This window comes from Rhodanobacter sp. MP1X3 (genome assembly GCF_014207165.1).
Taxonomy (GTDB): Bacteria; Pseudomonadota; Gammaproteobacteria; order Xanthomonadales; family Rhodanobacteraceae; genus Rhodanobacter.
Genome location: NZ_JACHCO010000001.1, coordinates 677,389 through 700,223 on the forward strand (window position 1 = coordinate 677,389; position 22,835 = coordinate 700,223).

The following is a 22,835-nucleotide window of genomic DNA, read 5'->3' on the forward strand; positions in this document are numbered from 1 at the left end:
GTGTTCGTCGTTCATTACTACCGTACTTTCATTAATCAAAACAGCATCGTCCCGGACGGCAGGGCCGTCGTCAGCATCATCGGCAGAGTGTTTTCAACGGTTTCCAGGCCATGCGGTTGACACCGGCAGGATGATTTCATCAAAAGAATTTGCGAAATCCGTCGGGATGCCGCCGTGGCCATACATTCCCGGCAACGGCGCCACCAGCACATTGCCAGTGGCATCCCGATCTCGACCTGCTTTTCAGGCTACCGGACTTGCTTGTAAACCCACTTGGCGAGAATCCTGAAATCGGTAAATTTTATAAAATATTGATTTGATTGATATTAATTTCGTAGGTTGGTCGGAAATTCTGATTGCCATTACTCGATTGAGGGGGCCTCCCGCGCAGCTGAGCGTAGTCTCGTGCGCTGGTTTATCGGCACACGCGCCATCTTTGTTCAGATGCCTTGATGCGGTAGCTGCGAGCCTTCGGCGATGAACGGCAGATCACTTTATTAGCTGTTTTCAGCTATGTGGACTCAGGCGTAGCGATAGAAATTATTCATACCTGTAGGTTTCTACAGTAGCTCACAGAGGGCAAAGCATCTATCTATGTGATTCCCGGTGGCCGTCTGGAAGTGGCCAAGGAATTCATAGGACGTGTCCGGGAATGATTGAGCTTTGAAAGGCCGCCAGACTGATGATTTCATCAGTCTGGCGGCCTTCTTTTTTAATGTTTCAATCTCACAGCATCAGTCGCCGGCAGGTTCAGGGCTCTCCGCGTCTGGTCATCCAATTCGATCCACAAGGCCAGGACGGGCTCGCCATCAATCATTTGAGGCGGCCCCACCCGATGCGCGTGCATGCCGATACTCCGGAGTATTCTCTCGACGCCAAGGGCTGTGAAGGTAATGAGTCGAACGGCACCTTGCGTGGCCGCAACCTCGACTACGGCCGCGAATAGCGAGCAGAAGCGTCTTCTCAGTTCTTCGCGCGATGGTGTAGAAGTTTGGTTGGTGGCCATTGTCGAAAATCGTGACAACTCCCAGACATCCGGGGCGTGCGGCGTGGGTGCGCCATTCATGAGGCTGGGGAAAACCTCGTCGAGCAAGTACGCTTTGGTGGTCGGCAACAGGCGTGCGCAGCCGCAAACGCTGCCATTCACATCCCTTGCGATGGCATACAGCGTATCTGGCCGATCAAATTGATCGCGCTCTAACCCATTCTCGACAGGAAGCTGCCATTGCAGCGCGTCTATAAAAACCTCGTGCCTGTAGACGGCAAGTGCCGTCTCAAGACCGGGAGGCAGTTGGCTTGCCGTGCCAGTCACAACTGTCAGCATATGCCGTGACTCCGGGGATCGGGAATAACGGCATTGGAGAAGATTCCTTACCTATCGATAACTGGAAGCTTGTACAGTTGACGAAAGGAGTAATTTAGGTTTGCGGATCTGTCTTGGTGATGCTGAAAAAGACGTATCGCAAGTCCTCAAGAAAGCGGTGGACGCACAAGTTCAGATATCGAGTGGTGTTGCTGAGATTGCCATTGTTCGGTGGACAGCCAGGTACTCAGTAACTCGCTTGTCCTTTCCATTCCCAGGTCGTAACGGTTTTGCGTAACGAGCATGACGTTGCTGCTTATTCCTCCCGGAGCCATGAATTGTCGTCCGTCAGGAAGAGCAAACCAAGCCCAGCCGATGCTCACATGATGAGTTCCGCTCGTTGCCCATTCGCAATAGCCTGCACAAGAAGCCTGAATACCTTCTGGGATGAGGTTCTCAATGAGGTTATGGTCCTCCCAAGACAGCTTTCGAATAAAGTTCAATCTTGAAAAAACTTCAAACGTCATACGTATATAGCCGTCCAGAGATACCTGCGCGGCTTGGGAGGTTGTACGGGGCTGCGAGCTCATTGTGCTTCCATGGCAATGCGAGGTCTACACCGTAGCCCCAGTTTGTTGGACAGCAAACTGTTAGATTCCACACGGTAACGGAGGGGAATAAAAGTGAAGGCTTGGCGTGAAGATTGCTTGGACCAACTGTCTTCAGCGGCAGGGTCTTCGGCTGGAATTTTGAAAGCGCTTGCAGTCATCGTTGATCAGCTCGGCTTTGAATACTGCTCGTACGTTCTTCGTGTGCCTTTCCCGGTCGCCAGTCCAGTAGTCACTTGGTCCAGCACCTATCCGGCCAAGTGGCTCGAACACTATTTTACGAATCACTATCTCGATAGCGACCCACTGATTCGGCAAGCATCCCGGGATTTATCCCCCGTTATCTGGGCGAGCGATCATTTCGAGAGTCAGCCTGCTTTTTGGGAAGAGGCAAATGCCCACGGCGTTCGGCACGGATGGGCACTAGCCACTCACGGCAAGCACATGACGACCGGAATGCTGTCTCTTGCACGGACGCACGAGAAAGTGACGGCTTTGGAATTAGCGGACAAGGAGCCACAGCTGGTTTGGCTATCGCACGTCACCCATGGGCTGATCAGCGCCATAGAAACCAGGGACATCCGATCAGGTGAGGATTACCAATTAACCGCCCGTGAAATTGAAGTTTTGCGATGGAGCGCAGGAGGAAAGACGGCGGATGAAATTGGCACAATACTGGGCATTTCCATGCGCACAGTCACGTTTCACATCACGAGTAGTCTAGCCAAGCTGAATGCAACCAATAAAACGCAAGCGGTTGCAAAAGCATTTCTGTTGAACATTCTCTGATTAAGCGCGTCGTCGGCCGGTCATCAATTCACGATCGCTGAGCAGATCACCAACCAAGACAAGTTGAACAGATCGCTGGATCTCAGCAGGGCAGAGCCATATTTGCTCATGAAAGCGCCCTCTAATGTATGAATAGAGGCTACTGATACCGCCTGGCCGTTTACTGACCTGACTGAGCGACCTCGACATCTGGATATCCCCTGGTATTTGTTGTACCATCTAGTTCAATAAAGGCCGAGAACTTGTGCGGTCTTTGGCACTCATAGTAGTCGAGTGCTAAATTGTCATCCTGTTATGGAGGTTCGACTCATGTCCCAGTCTTTGGTGACCGCTAGCCTGCCACTCCCCAGCGTAGTGGGCAGTCTGGATGCTTATATTTCCGCCGTTCATCGCATACCGGTGCTGAGCGTTGAAGAGGAGCAGGCGCTGTCGCGTGATTTCCTCGAAGAAGCCAATCTGGCCTCGGCCAAGAAGCTCGTGATGTCGCACCTGCGCTTCGTGGTGCACGTGGCGCGTGGCTACAGCGGCTACGGCCTGCAACTGGCTGACCTGATTCAGGAAGGCAATATCGGCTTGATGAAGGCGGTGAAGCGCTTCGACCCAGATCAGGGCGTTCGCCTGGTCAGCTTTGCAGTGCATTGGATCCGTGCCGAAATGCACGAATTCATCCTGAAGAACTGGCGCATCGTCAAGGTCGCCACCACCAAGGCGCAGCGCAAGCTGTTCTTCAACCTGCGCAAGAGCAAGAAGCGCTTGGGCTGGATGAATGCCGCCGAGGTGCGCACCGTGGCGCAGGACTTGGGTGTACCCGAGGCTACCGTGCGCGAGATGGAATCGCGTCTGTCCGGTCGTGATATCGGCTTCGAAGCGCCGGCAGATGCCGACGACGATGCCAAGCCGGCACCGGCGGCGTTCCTGATCGACGACAGCGCCGACCCGTACGAGAACGTGTCCGATGCCGACTATGCCGACAACCAGATGCAGAATCTGACCGACGCGTTGGCTCATCTGGACGAGCGTTCGCGCCATATCGTCCAGCGCCGCTGGCTCGACGATGACAAGGCCACGCTGCAGGATCTGGCCGATGAGTACGGTGTGTCTGCTGAGCGCATCCGTCAGGTCGAGGCTAACGCGATGAAGAAGATGCGTGGCCTGTTCGCCGCCTGAGCATTCAACGCAGGATTGACCACAAACGGCCTCCATTGGAGGCCGTTTCGTTATGCTAGTTGCTGTTTCTACCGGATAGATCCGTACCGATGCCGCGCATTCTGGTGATCGAAGATGACGACGTCACCGCCCGCGAAATCGCGGCGGAGCTGACGAGTCACGGCATCGACGTCGATCGCATCGCCGATGGCAGTGAAGGCCTGTTGCGTGCAGCCGACCCCTGCTACGACGCCATCACGCTGGACATGATGTTGCCCGGCATGGACGGCCTCAGCGTGGTGACCCAGTTGCGAGCACAGGGCGTGGTTACGCCCGTGCTGATGATCAGCGCGCTGTGCGATGTGGACGAGCGCGTGCGCGGCCTGCGTGCAGGCGGTGACGACTATCTGACCAAACCTTTTGCGCCCGACGAAATGCTGGCACGCGTGGAGGTGCTGCTGCGCCGACACCGTCCGCAGGCACCACAGACGGTGTTGTCCGTTGCCGATCTGGAGCTGGATCTGGTGCGGCATGTGGCGCGTCGTGCCGACAAGGAACTGTCGCTGTTACCGACCGAGTTCAAGCTGCTGGAATTTCTGATGCGCCATGCGGGGCAGGTACTCACCCGCACGATGATTTTCGAAACCGTATGGGGTTTTCATTTCGATCCCGGAACCAATCTGATCGACGTGCATATCGGTCGGCTGCGTCGAAAAATCGATGCGGCCGGACTGGCGCCGCTGATCCATACGGTGCGTGGCTCGGGGTACAGTCTTGCGCAAACTGACTGACAGTTGGCGTTCCACCACCGCGCGCCTGATCCTGATCTACGGTACGTTTTTCGCGCTGTGGGGCGGCGTCGTGATTGGGCTGATCTACTGGCAGGCGGCCAGCTATCTGGGCCGCGTTTCCAATGACCTGATCGGTCGTCAGGCCACGTACTTTTCGATGCTCGACGAGCGCACGCGGCTGCATGCACTGAACGACTACGACAGGCTGGAAACACGCCGCCTGAACGCGTGGGGCGTGTTCGATGCGCAGGGCAACTATCTCTCCGGCACGATCACGACGCTGCCGGCGATGGTGCGGGTCAATGGCCCGGTGGCGTTGTTGCAACAGGGCGTGTCGCGCAACGACAGCAGTAGTGATGAGCACGGCCGCGTGCGCGCCGCAGCCGTGCGACTGCAGGATGGCCGCATTTTGCTGATCACGCGCGATACCAGCATCGTCGACCGCATTGGCACCATTGTTTTGCAGGCACTGTTGTGGGGGCTTTCATTGACCGTGATTCCTGGCCTGTTCGGCGGACTGCTGCTCAGTCGCGGACCCTGGCGACGCGTGCACGCGATCCGGCAGGCCACCATGCCGATCATGCAGGGCGATCTGGCACGCCGCCTGCCGGTGAGTCGCCACGGCGATGAACTCGACATGCTGGCCGGCATCGTCAACGCGATGCTCGACGAGATCGAGCGGTTGCTCGGCGAAGTGAAAGGCGTCTGCGACAATATCGCGCACGATCTGCGCACGCCGCTGACGCGGCTGCGCTCGCGGCTGTATCGCCTGCAGCAGCAGTTTGGCGAGGATAGCGACGAGACGGCAGCGCTCGACGCATGCATGGTCGACACCGATGCACTGCTTGATCGCTTCCGGGCGCTGTTGCGTATTTCCGAACTGGAAAACCAGCGCCGCCGGGTCGGTTTCGACAATGTCGATCTCGCCGAGATCTTGCGTGAAGTGCACGCACTGTATCTGCCGCTGGCGGAAGATCGTGGTCAGCAGCTGGCGCTGGATCTGCCAGCGCTTCCCTTCATCCATGCCGACCGGCATCTGCTGCTTGAGGCGCTGAGCAACCTGGTTGGCAATGCGATCAAGTTCACACCGCCGGGAGGCCTGGTGGAAATTCGGGCGCGCACGGCCGACGATGGTCCGTGGGTCGATGTGAGTGACAGCGGGCCAGGCATTCCGCCGGATCAACGTGACGCGGTAACGCGTCGTTTCTACCGCACCGAGAGCAGCCGCAGCACGCCCGGTTCAGGGCTGGGGCTCAGCATTGTGAGTGCGATAGCGCGGCTGCACGGTTACACGCTGGAAATTGCAGGTAGCGAGCGGGGTGCCCGACTGAGTCTGCATTGCCTCAATGCCACTGGCGTGTGAAAGGTTCGATACAAAGTCGCTGTTAGAGTATTGATTGGTTGGGTTATTTGTTGCCCCACAGGGCTGTCTGACGGCCCACCGTTTTGGCGCATGAAAATATCTTCATGCGCCAAAACGGTGGTGAGATGGCGCGGCGTGGCAAAATTCGCTGCTACGCAACATTATCGCGGGATACTCCATGCAGGCCCTCGTGCGGATCGCGCTATCGCGACCCTACACTTTCGTTGTTCTGGCGTTGCTGATCCTGATCATCGGCCCCCTGTCGGCCATGCGCACGCCGACCGATATTTTCCCCGATATCAATATTCCGGTGATCGCAGTGGTATGGCAGTACACCGGCCTGCCGCCCGATCAGATGGAAGGCCGTATCACATCGCCATACGAGCGTGTGCTGACCACCACGGTCAATGACGTCGAGCACATCGAGTCGAAATCCATCGTCGGCTTCGGCATCGTCAAGATTTTCTTTCAGCCAACGGTCAACGTCGCCACCGCGAACGCGCAGGTGACCGCTGTATCGCAGACGCTTCTGCGCCAGCTGCCGCCCGGTACCACTCCGCCGCTGATCCTCAACTACAGCGCGTCGACGGTGCCGATCCTGCAGCTGGCGCTATCGGGCAAAGGGTTGACCGAGCAAAACCTGGGCGATCTGGCGTTGAATATCCTGCGTCCGCAGCTGGTGTCGGTGCCCGGCGCCGCGGTGCCTTACCCGTATGGCGGCAAAACCCGTCAGGTGCAGATTGACATCGACCCGTCGGCGCTGCAGTCGCGCGGACTGTCTGCCAACGATGTGGCCAACGCGCTGGCGGCGCAGAACCTGATCACGCCGATCGGCACGCAGAAGATCGGCAACTTCGAATACACCCTGCAGCTCAACAATGCGCCCGGCGAGCTGCAGGGGCTGGCTGATCTGCCCGTCAAGACAGTCAATGGCACCACCATCTACATTCGCGATGTCGCGCACGTGCTCGACGGTGCGCCGCCGCAAACCAATATCGTGCATGTCGATGGTGGCCGTTCGGTACTGATGAGTGTGTTGAAGAATGGTTCTGCTTCGACTCTGGCCATCGTTGCCGGTATCCGCCAGCGAATGGAAGATGCCAAGGCGACCCTGCCTGACAACCTCAAGATTGCGCCGATCGGCGACCAGTCGATCTTCGTGCGTGCGGCGATCACGGGTGTGGCACGCGAAGGCATTATCGCGGCGGCGCTGACCAGTTTGATGATTCTGCTGTTCCTCGGCAGTTGGCGCTCCACCGTCATCATCGCGGTGTCGATCCCGCTGGCGATTCTCTCGTCCATCGCGGCGCTGTCGGCGATCGGCGAAACGCTCAACATCATGACTCTGGGTGGTTTGGCGCTGGCGGTCGGCATTCTGGTCGACGACGCCACGGTGACCATCGAGAACATCAACTGGCATCTGGAGCAGGGCAAACAGGTCGAGCGCTCGATCCTCGATGGTGCGGCACAGATCGTTACGCCGGCATTCGTTTCGCTGTTGTGTATCTGCATCGTGTTCGTGCCGATGTTCTTCCTCGATGGTGTGGCGCGCTTCCTGTTCGTGCCGATGGCCGAAGCGGTGATGTTCGCGATGATTGCCTCGTTCATCCTGTCGCGCACGCTGGTGCCCACGATGGCGAAGTATCTGCTGCATCCGCATGTCGATGAGCATGGTCAGCACTTGGAAGTGAAGCCGACGCGCAATCCGTTGGTGCGCTTCCAGCGTGCGTTTGAAGCCCGCTTCGAAAAGGTGCGGGCGAGCTATCACGGCCTGTTGGCACTGGCGATGGAGCACCGGCGCATTTTCGTGATCGGCTTCATGACCTTTGTCGTGCTCTCGTTCGCGCTGGTGCCGACGTTAGGCCGCAACTTTTTCCCCGATGTGGATGCGGGTCAGATCCTGATGCACGTGCGGGCGCCGGTGGGCACCCGACTGGAGCAGAGCGCTGAGCTATTTGCGCGGATCCAGCAGAGCGTCAAACGCATCATTCCCGCCAGTGAGCTTGGCACCGTGGTCGACAATATCGGCCTGTCGAACTCCGGTATCAACAATACCTACAACAACACCGGCACGATCGGCGAGCAGGATGGCGACATCCAGATCGCGCTGAACGAGGGCCATCACCCGACTGCCGACTACGTGCGGCAGATGCGCGAAAAACTGCCGCACGAATTCCCGGGTGTGACGTTCTCCTTCCCGCCGGCCGATATCGTCAGCCAGATTCTGAACTTCGGTTCGCCCGCGCCGATCGCGCTGCAGATCCGCGGCCCGAAGCTGCCGGCCAATTTCAAATATGCCGATACGCTGCTGCGTGAGATCAAGCGCATCCCGGGCATTGCCGATGCGCGTATCCAGGAGTCGCAGGCGAACCCCGGTTTCAATATCGATGTAGATCGCACCCAGGCGCAGTTGCTGGGCATCACCGAGCGCGATGTCACCAACAGTCTGGTGGTGAACCTCGCCGGCTCCAGTCAGGTGGCGCCGACTTTCTGGCTCAATCCTGCGAATGACATTTCCTACCCGATCGTGCTGCAGACACCGCAGTACACGCTGGATTCGCTCGCCTCGCTGCGCAACCTGTCGGTCACCGGCAGCAACGGCAACTCGCAGGTGCTGGGTGGATTGGCCACAGTCACCCGGCAAACGACCAACGCGGTGGTCGATCAGTACAACATCCAGCCGGTGGTGCAGATTTTCGCGACCACGCAGGATCGTGATCTTGGTGGCGTCTCGGCTGATATCCAGAAAGTGATTGCGGCACACGACAAGGAGCTGCCGAAGGGCTCGCACGTCGAACTGTTTGGTCAGGTCAAGACGATGAACAGCGCATTCTCGGGTCTGCTGTTTGGCCTGCTCGGTGCGATGGTGCTGATCTACATGCTGATCGTGGTGAACTTCCAGTCGTGGAGCGATCCGTTCGTGATCATCACCGCCTTGCCTGCCGCGCTGGCCGGTATCGTGTGGATGCTGTTCGTGACGCACACGGCGTTGTCGGTGCCGGCGCTCACGGGTGCGATCATGTGCATGGGCGTGGCAACGGCCAACTCGATTCTGGTGGTGAGCTTCTGCCGCGAGCGCCTGCACGATCATGGCAATGCACTGGAGGCGGCACTGGAAGGCGGCTTCGTCCGTTTCCGCCCGGTGCTGATGACGGCGCTGGCGATGATCATCGGCATGGCACCGATGGCGTTGGGTCTTGGCGAAGGCGGCGAGCAGAATGCGCCACTGGGTCGCGCCGTGATCGGTGGCCTGATTTTCGCGACAACCGCAACACTCCTTTTCGTGCCCGTGGTGTTCAGCATCATCCACGCGCGCTACGTCCACAAACCTGATCCGGCGCCCGCCTCCGGAGAGCCTGCCCATGTCTGAGTCAACCCCGTCCAATTCGACGTTCCCCAAACCCACGCCACCCTCGCATCGTGGCGTACGGCTGGCCGGGGTGATCGCTCTGGTGGTGGTGATCGTCGTCGTGATCATCGGCATCGCCACCCGCGTGGTCGAATCCAGAAATCTGAAAACCTGGACCAACGAACAGACGGTGCCGACCGTCAACGTAGCCACGCCCGAAAAGAACGGCGCCGGCTCGCCGCTCGAACTGCCCGGACGCATTGAGGCCTACACGCAGGCATCGATGTATGCGCGCGTGGCTGGCTATCTCAAGTCGTGGAAGGTCGACATCGGTGGGCGCGTCAAGGCTGGCCAGCTGCTGGCCGAGATCGACACGCCGGATCTGGATCAGCAACTGCTGCAGGCCAAGGCCGATCTGGCCAGTGCGCAGGCGAACGAGGCACTGGCCTCGACTACGGCCAAGCGCTGGCAGGCCATGCTCAGCTCCGATTCGGTTGCCAAGCAGGAAGTGGACGAGAAGACCGGTGACTTCACCGCCAAGCGCGCGCTCGCCAACGCGGCCAAGGCCAATGTCGATCGCATCGAGGCAACCAAGGCTTACGCCCGCATCGTCGCGCCGTTCGATGGTGTGGTGACTGCGCGCAATACCGATGTCGGTGCGCTGATCAACGCGGGTAGTACGGGCGGTGGTCAGCCGCTGTTTGTGGTGTCTGACGTCAGCAAGCTGCGCGTTTACGTGCAGGTGCCGCAGACTTTCGTGCCGTCGATTCCTGCCGGTGCCACCGCGCAGCTCACTGTGCCGGAATATCCGGGCCGCACATTTGAAGCCCGGGTCGACGCCTCGTCACAAGCGGTCAATGCCAGCTCCGGCAGCACGCTGATCCAGCTGTCGGTCGACAACGCCGACGGCAAGCTGATGCCGGGCAGCTTCACCAATGTGCGCTTCAAGCTGGACGCCAATGCCGCCGGGCTACGCGTACCGGCCAGCGCGCTGATCTTCAACGCCAGCGGCCTGCATCTGGCCACGGTGGGCAGCGACAACAAGGTGGCGTTCAAGACGGTGACGATCCTGCATGATTACGGCAAGACCGTGGAGATCGGTTCCGGCCTCGCCGCCGACGATCGCGTGATCGACAGCCCGCCGGATGGTCTGGTCAACGGCGATCAAGTCAAGATTTCCGAGCCGCAAGCCAAGGGCAAGCCCGATGACAAAGCCTGAAATTCCGGGCCGGCGTCGAGTGGCACGGTCGGCCACGTTTTTGCGCGCCGCGCCGCTGGCGATCGTCATTGCGTTGGCTGGCTGCTCGCTGGCGCCGGTATACAAGGTGCCGGCTGTGCCGGTTGCCACGTCCTACCAGGACACGAGCCTCTGGCAGACCGCGCAGCAGTCCGATCAGCTGCCGCGCGATGAGTGGTGGCAGGTCTATCACGACGCGCAGCTCGATCAACTGCAGCAGCGCCTGCTCGCCAACAATGCCGATCTCGCCGCAGCGCTGGCGCACTACCGGCAGGCGCAGGCGTTCAATCTGCAGGCGCGCTCGGCGCTTTTCCCGACCGTCAGTACCAACGCCAATGGTCAGCGCGATCGTGAATCCGATACCAAGCCATTACGCGGCTCGCTGACCGGTCCGAATGCGTCGCCAGCAGATTACAACTCGTTTACGGTCGGCGCCGAGGTTGATTACGAGGTCGATCTGTGGGGCCGCGTGCGCAACACGGTAGAGGCGAGCAAGGCCGAGACGCAGGCATCCGCCGCCGATCTGGCATCGGCGCAGCTGAGCCTGCAGGCTCAGCTGGCCGATAACTACATTCAGCTGCGCGGGCTCGATCAGCAGATCGCACTGTTCCAGCAAAGCATCGACGCGTTTCAAAAGGCGTTGAAGCTGACCCAGACGCTGCACACCGGCGGCATCGTGTCAGGGCTGGACGTGGCGCGCGCGCAGTCGCAGCTGTCCTCGGCCAAGTCGCTATGGTCACAGGCGCTGGCACAGCGAGCGCTGATCCAGGACGCAATCGCTGTGCTGGTCGGTGACTCGGCCAGTACGTTCAAGCTGGCTGCGCAGACTGATACGATCGCTCTGCCGCAGGTGCCGATCGGCGTACCGACCACCCTGCTGCAGCGTCGCCCGGATATCGCTGCGGCCGAACGCCGTGTTGCTGAGGCCAATGCGCGTATCGGCATTGCCCGCGCCGCGTATTTTCCGTCGTTGACGCTGAGTGCACAGGGCGGTTTCCAAAGCGCGCAATACCCAAGCCTGCTCACCGCGCCGAATCATTTCTGGGCGATCGGCCCCTCGCTGTTCGAGACGATCTTCGACGGCGGCAAGCGCAAGGCTGGCGTGCGCGCCGCCAAGGCTGCTACCGATGAAACCGGCGCGCGCTATCGCGGTGTGGCATTGAATGCATTCGCGCAGGTCGAGGACAATCTGGCCCAGATCGATCACATCGGTGTGGCCAGAACCGATCAGAAAGACGCCGCCGATGCAGCCCAGCACTCCGTCGATCTCTCGATGGAACGCTACAAGGAAGGCGCTGTCGGCTACCTCGACGTGGTGCAGGCCCAGACCACGGCACTCGACGCTCAGCGTAGCCTGCTCACGCTCAACACCAACCAGCTACGCGCCAGCGTGCAATTGATCAAGGCGCTGGGTGGTGGCTGGTCGACCGCTGAACTGCCGGCTGGCAAGCGCTAGTCCTCATGGATAGTGGATCATGATTTAGCCGTTTGAACGGCTAAATCATGAGAATGCATAGCGGGGTTTTATCTCAGCGCCGCGAGCTGGTCGCATGCCCCAACGCAATGCCCTTCAGCACATTAAGTGCTTGCGATAACGCGTAGTCACCGGTCGCCAGTTTGGCGTCATCGGCGCTGCCGTCGTTGTTGATGTCGTCGCCGGTGGTGGCATTTTCGTTGGCCAGGTGATTGGGCAGGTCGGATTCGGAGCTGATCAGCGAGGCAGGGCTGTCGGCTTTTTTCACCGTGAGGTCGGCTAGTGCGATATCCGGCTTGATACCTTCGGCCTGGATCGAGGTGCCGTTGGGCGTGTAATAGCGCGCGGTGGTGATCTTGACTGCGTGATCGGCGTCCAGCGGCAGCACGGTCTGCACCACGCCCTTGCCGAACGTGCGCTGGCCCATCAGCAGGGCGCGGTGATTGTCTTTCAGCGCGCCGGAGACGATTTCGGCGGCCGATGCGGTGCCGTTGTTGGTGAGCACCACCATTGATGCGCCGTTGAGCAGGTCGCCGGGGTGCGCGCTGAAGCTCATATTGGAATCCTGCAGCCGGCCGCGCGTGCTGACGATGACACCGCTATCGAGGAAGTCGTCGCTAACCGCGACGGCCGCCGTCAGCAGGCCGCCGGGATTGTTGCGCAGGTCGAGCACGGCGCCTTTTTGCGGACCGTTCTTCTTGATCAGTTCGCCAAGTTTCTTGTCGAGATCTCCGGCGGTGTCGTCCTGGAACTGGCTGATCCGGATATAGGCATAGCCGGGTTCGAGCTCACGCACCTTGACGCTGCTGACCGCAATGGTTTCACGCACCAGATGCAGATCGATCAACTTGTCGCTCTTGGCATGCACGATGGTGAGATCGATCTTGCTGCCCGGCTTGCCGCGCAGCTTGGCGTACATGTCGTCGATATTTTCCGAGTTGATCACGGTGCCATCGATCTTGACGATGGTGTCGCCGGCCTGGATGCCGGCGCGCGATGCGGGGGTGTCATCGATTGGCGAAACGATGCGCAGCGCGCCATCGTCCTGCAGTACTTCGATGCCCAGGCCGCTGTATTGGCCAGTCGTGTCCTCGTTGAGCTGGGCCAGGCCGTCCTTGTCGAGGTATTCGCTGTGCGGATCGAGCCCGCTGAGCATGCCGGTGATCGCGGCCTTCATCAGCGTCTTGTCATCGACCTTTTCCACATAGGCCTGTTTCACCACTTCGTAGACGCGGCTGAAGTTGCGGATATCGTCGAGGTCGACCTGATCGGGGCTGGAGCCTGTACTCGCTGGCGCGGCGGTGGTGCCTGCCGACGCGGGAATATCGGCCGGAGATGCCACGCTGGTATCGGCGGCAGGCGCTGTCTGCGCTTGCGCAAAAGGTAGAGCCAGCAGCAGTGGCAGTGATGTCAGCAGGGCGATCTGGCCGCGGAAAGAACGACGCATGGAATGGCTCCGTGAAACAAATAAACGTCGTACCGCAGTCCGACGGAAAGAGAGTGGAAACTGAGATAACCCGGATTGAGACAGCTCGAGCCCGGTGAAATTCATCAGCGGCAGCATCCTAGCCTGCGATGGCATGTTGTTGGCGTCAACGGCGCTGGCTCAACCAGCTACGCGGGTCGACCGGCTGGTTGTCCCGGCGCAATTCGAAATATACGCCGGTGTTGACGCCAGTCGTCGGGCTGGCGGTGCCAATCGCTGAGCCGGCTTCGACCTGGTCACCCACCCTGTGCAGCAGGGTCTCGTTATTACCGTACATGCTAAGCCAGCCGTTGCCGTGGCTGACGATAAGCAGCATCCCGTAGCCACGCAGAAAGCCGGCATAGATCACCCGGCCGCGCGCCACCGCGTGGATTTCGCTGCCGCCCGCCGCCTTGATCAGCACGCCGTTGCCGAAGCTGTTGACCACGCCGCTGGCCGGCCACGGCAAATTGCCGCGGATATTGGCGGTCGCCTTGCCGACGTCCAGCGGCGGTGGCGGCAGGTTTTGCCCGGGATGCTTTTTACGCGCCGCCTCACGCGCGGCGGCCGCCTGTGCCTGCGCTTCGCGCGCGGCATCGTCGATTGCCTTCTGCAGTTTGGCGACCAGCTCGTTCAGCGCCTGTGCGTTCTGTTTCAGCACGGTCAGCTTCTGCGCCTGATCCTTGTATTGCGCGTCGGTTTCGGCGGCCAGCTTCTGCTGCGCGGCCCGCTGCTGGGCCAGCGTCTTGGCCTGCTGCTGTCGCTGCACGCGGGTGGCTTCCAGGGCCTGTTGTTCGGCACTGATCGCGGTTTGCAATTCCTGCAGCTTGGCCAGATCGGACATCAGTTGCTGAACACGCTGCACCCGATCCTGCTGAAAATATTTCGAGTACATCAGCGCGCGTGAGATGCGTGCCAGGTCTTCATCACCCAGCAGCAGGCGCAGGTCCGAACCCTGACCCAGCGCATAAGTGGCACGCAGCAGTTCACCGATGGCGGCGTGCTGGCTATCCAGGCTCTGCTTCAGCGTGGCCTGCTGTTGCTGCAGATCATCAAGCTGTTTCTGCTTGGCGGTCAGTTCGGTGTCGGTCTGGTGAACCGCGCGGGCTGCCGTGGCCAGCGCGGTTGCCTGTTTGGCCAGTTCGGCATTGGCGCTGTCGCGACGTGTGGCGGTGTCGGCCTGCTGCTTGGCCAGCGCGTTCATCCTGGCCTGGATGTCGGCCAGCTTCTGCTTGGCGTCGGCCTGCTCGCTACCGGTCTTGCCATCCTGCCGTGCCTGCGCGGAGGGTGCCGCGAGCGTGCAGCTCAACGCCGCGGCGACAAGCAGCACGGGGATGGACGATCGTTGGATGAACAGACGGCGGGCAAAGCGGGCAATTGGCGGCATCTGGCGATTATCACCGAGCCGGGCGTGGGTAGCGAGCTACCGGGGAGCGGCTTCGCCAAACTGGTATGCCCACGCAGGCCGCATCAGCAGAGGATCTGTGCCGTTGTTAAAGAAGCGTAGCCTGCTCCCGATCGTCAGGATAAGCCGATCGCGCGACGGCAAATTGCTTCTCAATCAGACCATGTCAGCGCCATATGGCCGTCCAAATGCTTTGACGCTTAGCAGCAAGTGTGTTTTAGTCGGGATAACCCCGTTCGTAGCCAAGGCGCTTACCACCTCGCCGGCTTCGTGCGCTCAGTCATTCCATCTGCCGCGGAGGCCCGATGGCGCAGTCAGTTACTACCACGTTGTATGACCCGGCTTTCGAACACGACAGCTGCGGGTTTGGTTTGGTCGCGCAGATCGACGGCCACGCCAGTGCGTGGGTGGTCGATACGGCGTTCGAAGCGCTGGCCAAGCTTTCGCATCGTGGTGGCGTCAATGCCGATGGCATCAGCGGCGATGGTTGCGGCGTATTGATTCACACGCCCGCGCCGTGGCTGCGCGCATTGGCGAAGGAAGCGGGTATCCCCGTTGCCGAACGTTTTGCCGCTGGCCTGGTGTTTCTCGATCCGGCGGGTAGCAACGCTATGGCCGTGCTTGAGCAATACATCGTGGAAGAGGGACTGAGCGTGGCCGGCTGGCGCGAGCTGACAGTGAACGCTGACGCCTGCGGCCCGATGGCTTTTTCGAGCTGTCCGCGCATGCACCAAGTCTTCGTCAACGTTGGCGATGGCATGGACGATGAGAAGTTCGAGCGCGCGCTGTTCCGCGCCCGGCGCCGTGCCGAGACCGCGCTGGCGGAAGATGCGCAGTTTTATGTGGTGACGCTCTCCTCGCATGTCATTGGTTACAAGGCGATGGCTGCCCCTGGCCGCCTGCGTGACGTCTTTGACGATCTGCGTCACCCCGCATTGGTGAGTGACGCGGTGGTATTCCACCAGCGCTTTTCCACCAATACCTCGCCACAGTGGCGGCTGGCGCAGCCGTTCCGTTTGCTCGCGCACAACGGCGAAATCAACACGATTCGGGGTAACCGCCGCTGGATGCAGGCGCGCGAGGCAATCCTGCATTCGCCGTTGGTCGACCTGAGCGATATCGGCCCACTGGTGCGACAGACCGGCTCGGATTCCGAGAGCTTGGACAACGCCTTGGAAGTGCTGCTGGCCGGCGGCCTCGACATGCTCACTGCGATGCGCGTGCTGGTGCCGCCAGCCTACGCGGCGCGCGAGGATATGGACGAGGATCTGGCCGCCTTCTACGAGTACTACGCGCTGCACATGGAGCCGTGGGACGGCCCTGCCGGCCTGGTGATGTGCGGCAGCCATTACGCTGCCTGCGCGCTCGATCGCAACGGCCTGCGTCCGGCGCGCTGGGCGTTGTCGGACGACAACCATCTGATCGTCGCATCCGAGGCTGGCCTGTGGGATGTGTCCGCGTCCAAAGTCGTCGGCAAGGGCCGGCTCGGGCCCGGCCAGATGCTGGCGGTGGATTTTCGCGCCGGCAAATTATTGTTCGATGCCGACATCGACGCGATCAACCGTCGCCGCGCGCCGTTCCAGCAGTGGTTGCGCGAGGGCATCACGTATCTCGAATCCGATCTGATCGATCCCAGCCTGGCGGCCGAACCGCTGCCAGCCAACGAACTGCATCGCTGGCAGAAGCTCTACGGGCTCAGCCGCGAAGAACGCGAAACCGTGCTCAAGGTGCTGGCCGAAACCGAGGCCGAGCCAACCGGCTCGATGGGTGACGACACGCCGGTGGCAGCGATGTCGCGTCAGGTGCGGCCGCTATTCGACCGCTTCCGCGAAGGCTTTGCGCAGGTCACCAATCCGCCGATCGATCCGCTGCGCGAGCTACTGGTGATGTCGCTGATGACGCAGATCGGCGCCGAGGGCAACATCTTCGAGCTGTCGGCAAAAAACGCCAAACAGATTTTGCTCAATTCGCCGATCTGTTCGCAGCGCAAACTGCGCCAGATCCTGGCGTTGCCGCAGTATGTCAAAGGCACCGTACAGGTCGACCTTTGCTATCCGGTCAGCGAAGGGCTCGAAGCGGCGCTGCGGCGGTTTTGTCGTGAGGCCGAAGAGGGTGTGCGCGCTGGCGCCGGCATGGTCTTCATCACTGATCGCTACCCGAACAAAAAGACCCTCCCGGCGCATGCGCTGCTCGCGGTGGGAGCGATCCACGCGCACCTGACGGAGAGCGGCCTGCGCTGCCAATGCAATCTGCTGGTGGAGACGGCCACGGCGCGCGACGCGCATCAATTCGCCTGCCTGATCGGTTTCGGCGCGACCGCCATCTATCCATGGCTGGCGTACCAGAGTCTGTTCGAACTCGGTCGTGATGGACACATCCATCGCGGCGACAGCAACCAGCGTGAGATCGGTCGCAGCTATCGGCGCGGCATTCGCAAAGGCCTGCTGAAGATTCTTTCGAAGATGGGCATTTCCACTGTCGCCGGTTATCGCGGTGCGCAGCTGTTCGAGATCATCGGGCTGGCGCCGGAAGTGGTGGCGCTGTGCTTCCCCGGCACGCCATCGCGCGTCGGCGGCGCGGGTTTTGCCGAGCTGCAGAACGATCAGCGCCTGCTCGCGGCCGAAGCATGGAACGAGGCCAAGCCGCTGCACGCCGGCGGCTTGTACAAGTTCGTCTATGGCGGCGAGTACCACATGTACAACCCCGACGTGATCGATACCTTGCAGCACGCGGTGCGCACGGGCGAAATGGCCGACTATCGCCGCTACGCGCAGCAAGTCGATTCACGACCGCCATCGGCGTTGCGTGACCTGCTGTTGCCACATGGTATCGGTGAGCCGATTCCGCTGGACGAGGTCGAGCCGGTCGAGGCGATACTCAAGCGTTTCGATTCCGCAGGCATGTCGCTCGGCGCGCTGTCGCCCGAAGCGCACGAGGCGCTTGCCACGGCGATGAATCGTCTCGGCGGTCGCAGCAATTCCGGCGAAGGTGGTGAAGATCCCGCGCGCTACGGCACCGAGCGCATGTCGAAGATCAAGCAGGTGGCGTCGGGCCGTTTCGGCGTCACGCCGACCTATCTGATCAATGCCGAAGTGCTGCAGATCAAGATCGCGCAGGGCGCCAAGCCCGGCGAAGGCGGCCAGCTGCCGGGCCACAAGGTCGACGAGACCATTGCGCGGCTGCGTTTCGCCAAGCCGGGCATCGGCCTGATTTCGCCGCCGCCGCATCACGACATCTATTCGATCGAGGATCTGGCCCAGCTGATCCACGATCTGAAGGAAGTGAATCCGACCGCGCTGATCTCGGTAAAGCTGGTGTCGCACGCGGGTGTCGGTACCGTCGCCGCCGGTGTGGTGAAAGCCGGCGCGGATTTGATCACCATCTCCGGCCACGACGGCGGCACCGGCGCCAGCCCGCTCACCTCGATCAAGTACGCCGGTACGCCGTGGGAACTGGGCATGGCCGAAGTGCAGCAGACGCTGCGCCGTAACGGCCTGCGCGGTCGCGTGCGCTTGCAGACCGACGGTGGCCTGAAGAGCGGCCTCGACGTGATCAAGGCGGCGATGTTGGGCGCCGAGAGCTACGGCTTCGGCACCGGCCCGATGGTCGCGCTGGGCTGCAAATATCTGCGCATCTGCCATCTCAACAATTGCGCCACCGGCGTGGCCACGCAGAACGAGCGGCTGCGCAAGGATCACTTCATCGGCCTGCCGCAGATGGTGATGAACTACTTCCGCTTCGTCGCCGAAGACGTGCGCCTGCACATGGCTGCGCTCGGCGTGCGTAGCCTCGGTGAGCTGGTTGGCCGCAGCGATCTGCTGACCCAGGCCGAAGGCAGCACGCCAGTGCAGCGCCAGCTCGATCTGTCGCGGCTGATTTCCAATGACGGACTCGGCGTCGATGTCGACAGCGCCTGCGTGATGGCGCGCAATCCGATGCGTGATCCGGCCGCACTGGCCTCGCGCATCAGCGCCGACGCGGACGAGGCGGTGACCAGCGGACAGAGCGCGACCTTCAGCTACGCCATTGCCAATACCGATCGCGCGATCGGTGCGAGATTGTCTGGCGACATCGCTCGCCTGTATGGCGATCACGGCATGGACGCGACGCCGATCATCCTGAAGTTGGACGGCGCAGCGGGCCAGAGCCTCGGCGCGTGGAATGCCGGTGGCGTGCAGATCGAACTCACGGGCGAAGCGAACGACGGTGTCGGCAAGGGCATGACCGGCGGACGCATCATCGTGCGGCCGCCGCCGGAGTCGCCGTTCGCCAGCCAGGATGCGTCGATCCTCGGCAACACCTGCCTGTATGGTGCCACCGGCGGCGAACTGTTTGCGGCGGGACGTGCGGGCGAACGCTTCGGCGTGCGCAACTCCGGCGCACTCGCGGTGATCGAAGGCGCGGGCGACCACTGCTGCGAATACATGACCGGCGGCGTCGTTGCTGTGCTCGGCGCCTGCGGCCTGAATTTCGGCGCGGGGATGACCGGTGGCTTCGCCTACGTCCTCGATCTACAGCGTACCTTTGTCGATTGCTACAACCACGAGCTGGTCGACATCGTGCGTATTTCGCCCGAGGGCATGGAGCATTACATGCAGCATCTGCGTGGTCTGATTGCGCAGCATGCCGAACATACCGGCAGTGCTTGGGCCAGACATTTGTTGGTTGATTTTCGCGGGGTGCTGCAGCGTTTCTGGCTGGTCAAACCCAAAGCCGCCAGTCTTGCTGCCCTGGCCGACGAACTGCGGAGAGCCGCGTGAGCCACAAGCTATTCCGTTTCATGGATCTGCCGCGACAGCCGCCGCGCACCGTACCCGTGGCCATCCGTGTGCTCGGCTACGGCGAGATCAGCGGCGACTTCGCCTCGACCGATGCCAGCACGCAGGCCGGGCGCTGCATCGACTGCGGCAACCCGTATTGCGAAAACGCCTGCCCGGTACACAACTACATTCCGAACTGGCTCAAGCTCGTTGAGGAAGGTCGGCTGTTCGAAGCAGCCACCTTGATGCACGAAACCAATCCGCTGCCGGAAATCTGCGGCCGCGTCTGCCCGCAGGATCGTCTGTGCGAAGGTGCCTGCACCCTGGAGCAGGGCGACTTCGGTGCGGTCACCATCGGTAGCATTGAGCGTTCGATCACCGATGAGGCGTTCCGCCAGGGCTGGCGGCCGGATATGTCGCACGTGGTCGAGAGCGGCCGACGCGTGGCGGTGGTCGGTGCCGGCCCGGCGGGCTTGGCTTGCGCCGATCGCCTGCGTCGCGCGGGTATCGCCGCGGACGTGTTCGATCGTCAACGCGAAATCGGCGGCCTGCTCACGTTCGGCATCCCTCCGTTCAAGCTCGACAAGGGCGTGGTGCGCACGCGGCGCGATGTGCTCGAGGGCATGGGCGTGCAATTCCATCTTGGTGTGGAGATCGGCCGCGATATCGCGTTTGAGCAATTGCTCGCCGACTACGATGCGGTTTTCGTCGGTACCGGTGCCTACACCTTCGTGGATGGCCAGCTGCCGGGAGCGGAACTCGATGGCGTGCACTACGCACTGCCGTTCCTGATCGCCAACGTCGACCGCCTGATCGATGAGCAGCCGGTACCAGCCGCACTGGATCTCAATGGCAAGCATGTCGTGGTGCTTGGCGGTGGCGATACCGGCATGGATTGCAACCGCACCTCGATACGTCTGGGTGCAGCCTCAGTGACCTGCGTTTATCGCCGCGATGAAATGAGCATGCCCGGTTCGCGTCGCGAGGTCGGATCGAGCCGTGACGAAGGTGTGCAATTCCTGTTCAATCGCCAGCCGACAGCTCTTATAGGCGACGACAATAAAGTGCGCGCGGTGCAGGTCGTCACTACCGAGCTGGTCGACGATGGCAAGGGTGGCGTGCGGTTGCGCAACGTCGAAGGCAGCGAGAAGGAGCTGCCCGCCGACGTGGTGATTCAGGCTTTCGGCTTCCGCGCCAGCCCACCGGCGTGGTGCGAAGCATTCGGCATCGAACGCGACCGCAGTGGCCGCATTCTTGCGGGGCACGACGGTCGCCTGCCGTTCCAGACCAGCCACCCGAAAGTGTTTGCCGGTGGCGACAATATGCGCGGTGCGGATCTCGTGGTGCGCGCTGTTTACGACGGTCGCGAGGCTGCTGGGTCGATCGCTCAAATGTTCAGTGAACTGGAGCTGGCGGAAGTCGAATACGTCGGCTGATGTCTGCCGCTAGCCGTTGCACTTCCGCTCAGGCGGTGCTGGCGGTCACGGTGACTGTGTCGAGCGTGAAACTTCCGTCCGCGACCACGGCGAAATGCTCGCGCACCTCAGTCGGGGCGTAGCGCAGCAAGCTGCGAATGGCCGCCACATGTTGTGCGTCTGTCTTCGTACGGGCGACCCAGTCGTCAAAGCGCAGCGGTAGCCGGCGCGGAGTGACGCTTTCGATGGCAAAACCCGCTTGCGCCAGCGCGCCGATCCATTCGGTCAAGCGGTAATTGCGCACATGGGAAATGTCGCGCAATACCTCGATCGCCTGCAGGTAGGTATCGAGCAGGGCGTTCTCCGGGGCGGTGACGTCGATGAATACCGCGAGGCCGCCGGGCTTCAGCACCCGTCGCGCTTCCCGCAGGCCGGCATCTCGGTGCTGCCAGTGATGCGTGGTGAAGCGCGCGACCACAATGTCGAAGCTGGCATCGGCGAACGGCAGCTGCTCCGCCGGTGCCTGTTGCACCGTGATATTGGTCAGGCCTCGCTCCGCCGCGGCGGACTGCACGGTGGCGAGCATGCTCGCCGTGACGTCGCAGGCAACCACCTGCTCGACCAGCGGCGCGGCACGGTAGCTGACGTGTCCGCCGCCGCAGCCCAGGTCGAGCAGACGCGCGTGCCGCTGCTCCTTCAACAGGCTTTCCATCTGGTCGAGATCGGCGCCTTGGCGATGGACTTCGCTGGCAAGGTAATCGCTAGCGCGCGGGCTATATTGTTCAGCGACAAAAGACGGTTGGGATGTGCTCACGATGAATAACTCCAGGGGGACGGTTTCCGGATTCTGCATCCGGCGTCCCGCTGGTGTAAGTTGCGTCATTATCCCGGTATGAATACTTCCTCCCTCGAAACGGCTGACGACGCACGCCATTTGCTTGGCCGTTTTCTGCGCGCGCGTCGCGAGGCCATGCCAGTGAGCGCGGCCGGGATATCGGCGCTATCCGCGCGGCGGCGCACGCCGGGTTTGCGGCGTGAGGAAGTCGCTCAGCTCGCTGCCATCAGCACGGCCTGGTATACCTGGCTCGAACAGGGGCGAGAGATGTCTCTGTCGGCATCGGCGCTCGCGCGTTTGGCCGAAGTGCTGCGACTTTCCGCGGCCGAGCGTGGCTATCTCTTTGAACTGGCGCGCCGTCGCGATCCCGCGCCGCCTGCCGCCGTTGACGATAACGCGGCAGTGCCGGCCCTGCGTGCTGCGGTGCAGGCCATGCCGATGCCGGCCTATCTACTGGATCGAACGTGGCGGCTTCGCGCCTGGAATGCATCGGCGGCCGAGTTGTTCGCTCCCTGGCTGGCGAGCGGCGAGCCTTGTCTGCTGCGCTACGTATTTTTTGATCCATCCGCGCGTAGCTTTATTCGCGATTGGGACGAGCGCGCGGGTCGCCTGGTTGCCGAATTCCGCGCCGATAGCGCCCTGTATCCCAACGATGCGGCGCTGGCATGTTTGATTGCGGAACTGCAGCGTGACAGCACCGCGTTCGCCGATTTCTGGAGCCGGCACAGCGTGCTGGCTCGCGAAGGTGGGCAGCGCGCGTTCAATCATCCAAAGCAGGGTTTTGTCTTGCGCAACCAGATTACGTTGGTTCCGTCGTGCAGTCCGGATCACAAGCTCGTGCTGTTGCTGCCGGCAGGCGACGGCTTTTCCGCCGAACACCAGCAGCCCTGACCGC

At 61.4% G+C, this 22,835-nt stretch carries 15 protein-coding genes; 10 read left to right on the forward strand and 5 right to left on the reverse strand.

Annotation, left to right across the window (positions count from 1 at the left end; translation table 11 throughout):
• Positions 1 to 712 precede the first annotated feature (712 nt).
• Together HDE79_RS02730 and HDE79_RS02735 are read right to left on the reverse strand one after the other, a co-directional pair.
• The gene (locus tag HDE79_RS02730; protein ID WP_184600378.1) at positions 713 to 1,324 is read right to left on the reverse strand and encodes an acyl-homoserine-lactone synthase; all 612 of its coding nucleotides are present in this window, start codon (positions 1,322 to 1,324) and stop codon (positions 713 to 715) included.
• A 146-nt stretch (positions 1,325 to 1,470) separates the two neighbouring features.
• Positions 1,471 to 1,893 (reverse strand): DUF4902 domain-containing protein, encoded by a 423-nt coding sequence (locus tag HDE79_RS02735; RefSeq protein WP_184600379.1) that lies wholly within the window; start codon positions 1,891 to 1,893, stop codon positions 1,471 to 1,473.
• Between the two features lie 117 nt (positions 1,894 to 2,010).
• Here HDE79_RS02735 and HDE79_RS02740 point away from each other — a divergent pair, with 117 nt between their 5' ends.
• From HDE79_RS02740 to HDE79_RS02770, 7 genes are all read left to right on the forward strand, one after another.
• Positions 2,011 to 2,700, forward strand: a complete 690-nt coding sequence (locus tag HDE79_RS02740) for a LuxR family transcriptional regulator (RefSeq protein WP_184600380.1) — start codon at positions 2,011 to 2,013, stop codon at positions 2,698 to 2,700.
• Between the two features lie 309 nt (positions 2,701 to 3,009).
• A complete protein-coding gene (rpoH, locus tag HDE79_RS02745; RefSeq protein ID WP_184600381.1) occupies positions 3,010 to 3,867 on the forward strand; it encodes an RNA polymerase sigma factor RpoH in 858 nt (285 codons plus the stop codon).
• 89 nt (positions 3,868 to 3,956) lie between these two features.
• Positions 3,957 to 4,637 carry a response regulator transcription factor gene (locus HDE79_RS02750; protein WP_184600382.1) on the forward strand — a complete coding sequence of 227 codons (681 nt, stop codon included), beginning with the start codon at positions 3,957 to 3,959 and terminating at the stop codon, positions 4,635 to 4,637.
• Positions 4,621 to 6,000 (forward strand): HAMP domain-containing sensor histidine kinase, encoded by a 1,380-nt coding sequence (locus HDE79_RS02755; protein ID WP_221439988.1) that lies wholly within the window; start codon positions 4,621 to 4,623, stop codon positions 5,998 to 6,000. Before HDE79_RS02750 ends, HDE79_RS02755 begins: the two co-directional genes overlap by 17 nt.
• A 178-nt stretch (positions 6,001 to 6,178) precedes the next feature.
• A complete protein-coding gene (locus HDE79_RS02760; RefSeq protein WP_184600384.1) occupies positions 6,179 to 9,370 on the forward strand; it encodes an efflux RND transporter permease subunit in 3,192 nt (1,063 codons plus the stop codon).
• Positions 9,363 to 10,568, forward strand: coding sequence for an efflux RND transporter periplasmic adaptor subunit (locus HDE79_RS02765; RefSeq protein WP_184600385.1), 1,206 nt, complete (start codon positions 9,363 to 9,365; stop codon positions 10,566 to 10,568). Before HDE79_RS02760 ends, HDE79_RS02765 begins: the two co-directional genes overlap by 8 nt.
• Positions 10,555 to 12,042: an efflux transporter outer membrane subunit gene (locus HDE79_RS02770; RefSeq protein WP_184600386.1), complete on the forward strand. Its 1,488-nt coding sequence runs from the start codon at positions 10,555 to 10,557 to the stop codon at positions 12,040 to 12,042. The genes HDE79_RS02765 and HDE79_RS02770 overlap by 14 nt, the downstream gene beginning before the upstream one ends.
• A 73-nt stretch (positions 12,043 to 12,115) precedes the next feature.
• On the opposite strand, the gene HDE79_RS02775 is transcribed toward HDE79_RS02770, so the two are convergent.
• Together HDE79_RS02775 and HDE79_RS02780 are read right to left on the reverse strand one after the other, a co-directional pair.
• A complete protein-coding gene (locus HDE79_RS02775) occupies positions 12,116 to 13,507 on the reverse strand; it encodes a S41 family peptidase (RefSeq protein WP_184600387.1) in 1,392 nt (463 codons plus the stop codon).
• A 145-nt stretch (positions 13,508 to 13,652) separates the two neighbouring features.
• Positions 13,653 to 14,912, reverse strand: coding sequence for a peptidoglycan DD-metalloendopeptidase family protein (locus tag HDE79_RS02780; RefSeq protein ID WP_184600388.1), 1,260 nt, complete (start codon positions 14,910 to 14,912; stop codon positions 13,653 to 13,655).
• Between the two features lie 323 nt (positions 14,913 to 15,235).
• Here HDE79_RS02780 and gltB point away from each other — a divergent pair, with 323 nt between their 5' ends.
• Both gltB and HDE79_RS02790 read left to right on the forward strand, forming a co-directional pair.
• On the forward strand, positions 15,236 to 19,690 hold the full coding sequence (gene gltB, locus HDE79_RS02785; protein ID WP_184600389.1) for a glutamate synthase large subunit: 4,455 nt from the start codon (positions 15,236 to 15,238) through the stop codon (positions 19,688 to 19,690).
• Complete coding sequence (locus HDE79_RS02790) at positions 19,687 to 21,126, forward strand: glutamate synthase subunit beta (RefSeq protein ID WP_184600390.1); 1,440 nt, start codon at positions 19,687 to 19,689, stop codon at positions 21,124 to 21,126. The genes gltB and HDE79_RS02790 overlap by 4 nt, the downstream gene beginning before the upstream one ends.
• Positions 21,127 to 21,154: 28 nt before the next feature.
• On the opposite strand, the gene HDE79_RS02795 is transcribed toward HDE79_RS02790, so the two are convergent.
• Positions 21,155 to 21,919 carry a methyltransferase domain-containing protein gene (locus tag HDE79_RS02795; protein WP_221439989.1) on the reverse strand — a complete coding sequence of 255 codons (765 nt, stop codon included), beginning with the start codon at positions 21,917 to 21,919 and terminating at the stop codon, positions 21,155 to 21,157.
• Between the two features lie 78 nt (positions 21,920 to 21,997).
• Between HDE79_RS02795 and HDE79_RS02800 the strand changes: the two genes are divergently transcribed.
• Complete coding sequence (locus tag HDE79_RS02800) at positions 21,998 to 22,831, forward strand: helix-turn-helix transcriptional regulator (RefSeq protein WP_184600392.1); 834 nt, start codon at positions 21,998 to 22,000, stop codon at positions 22,829 to 22,831.
• Positions 22,832 to 22,835: the final 4 nt, after the last annotated feature.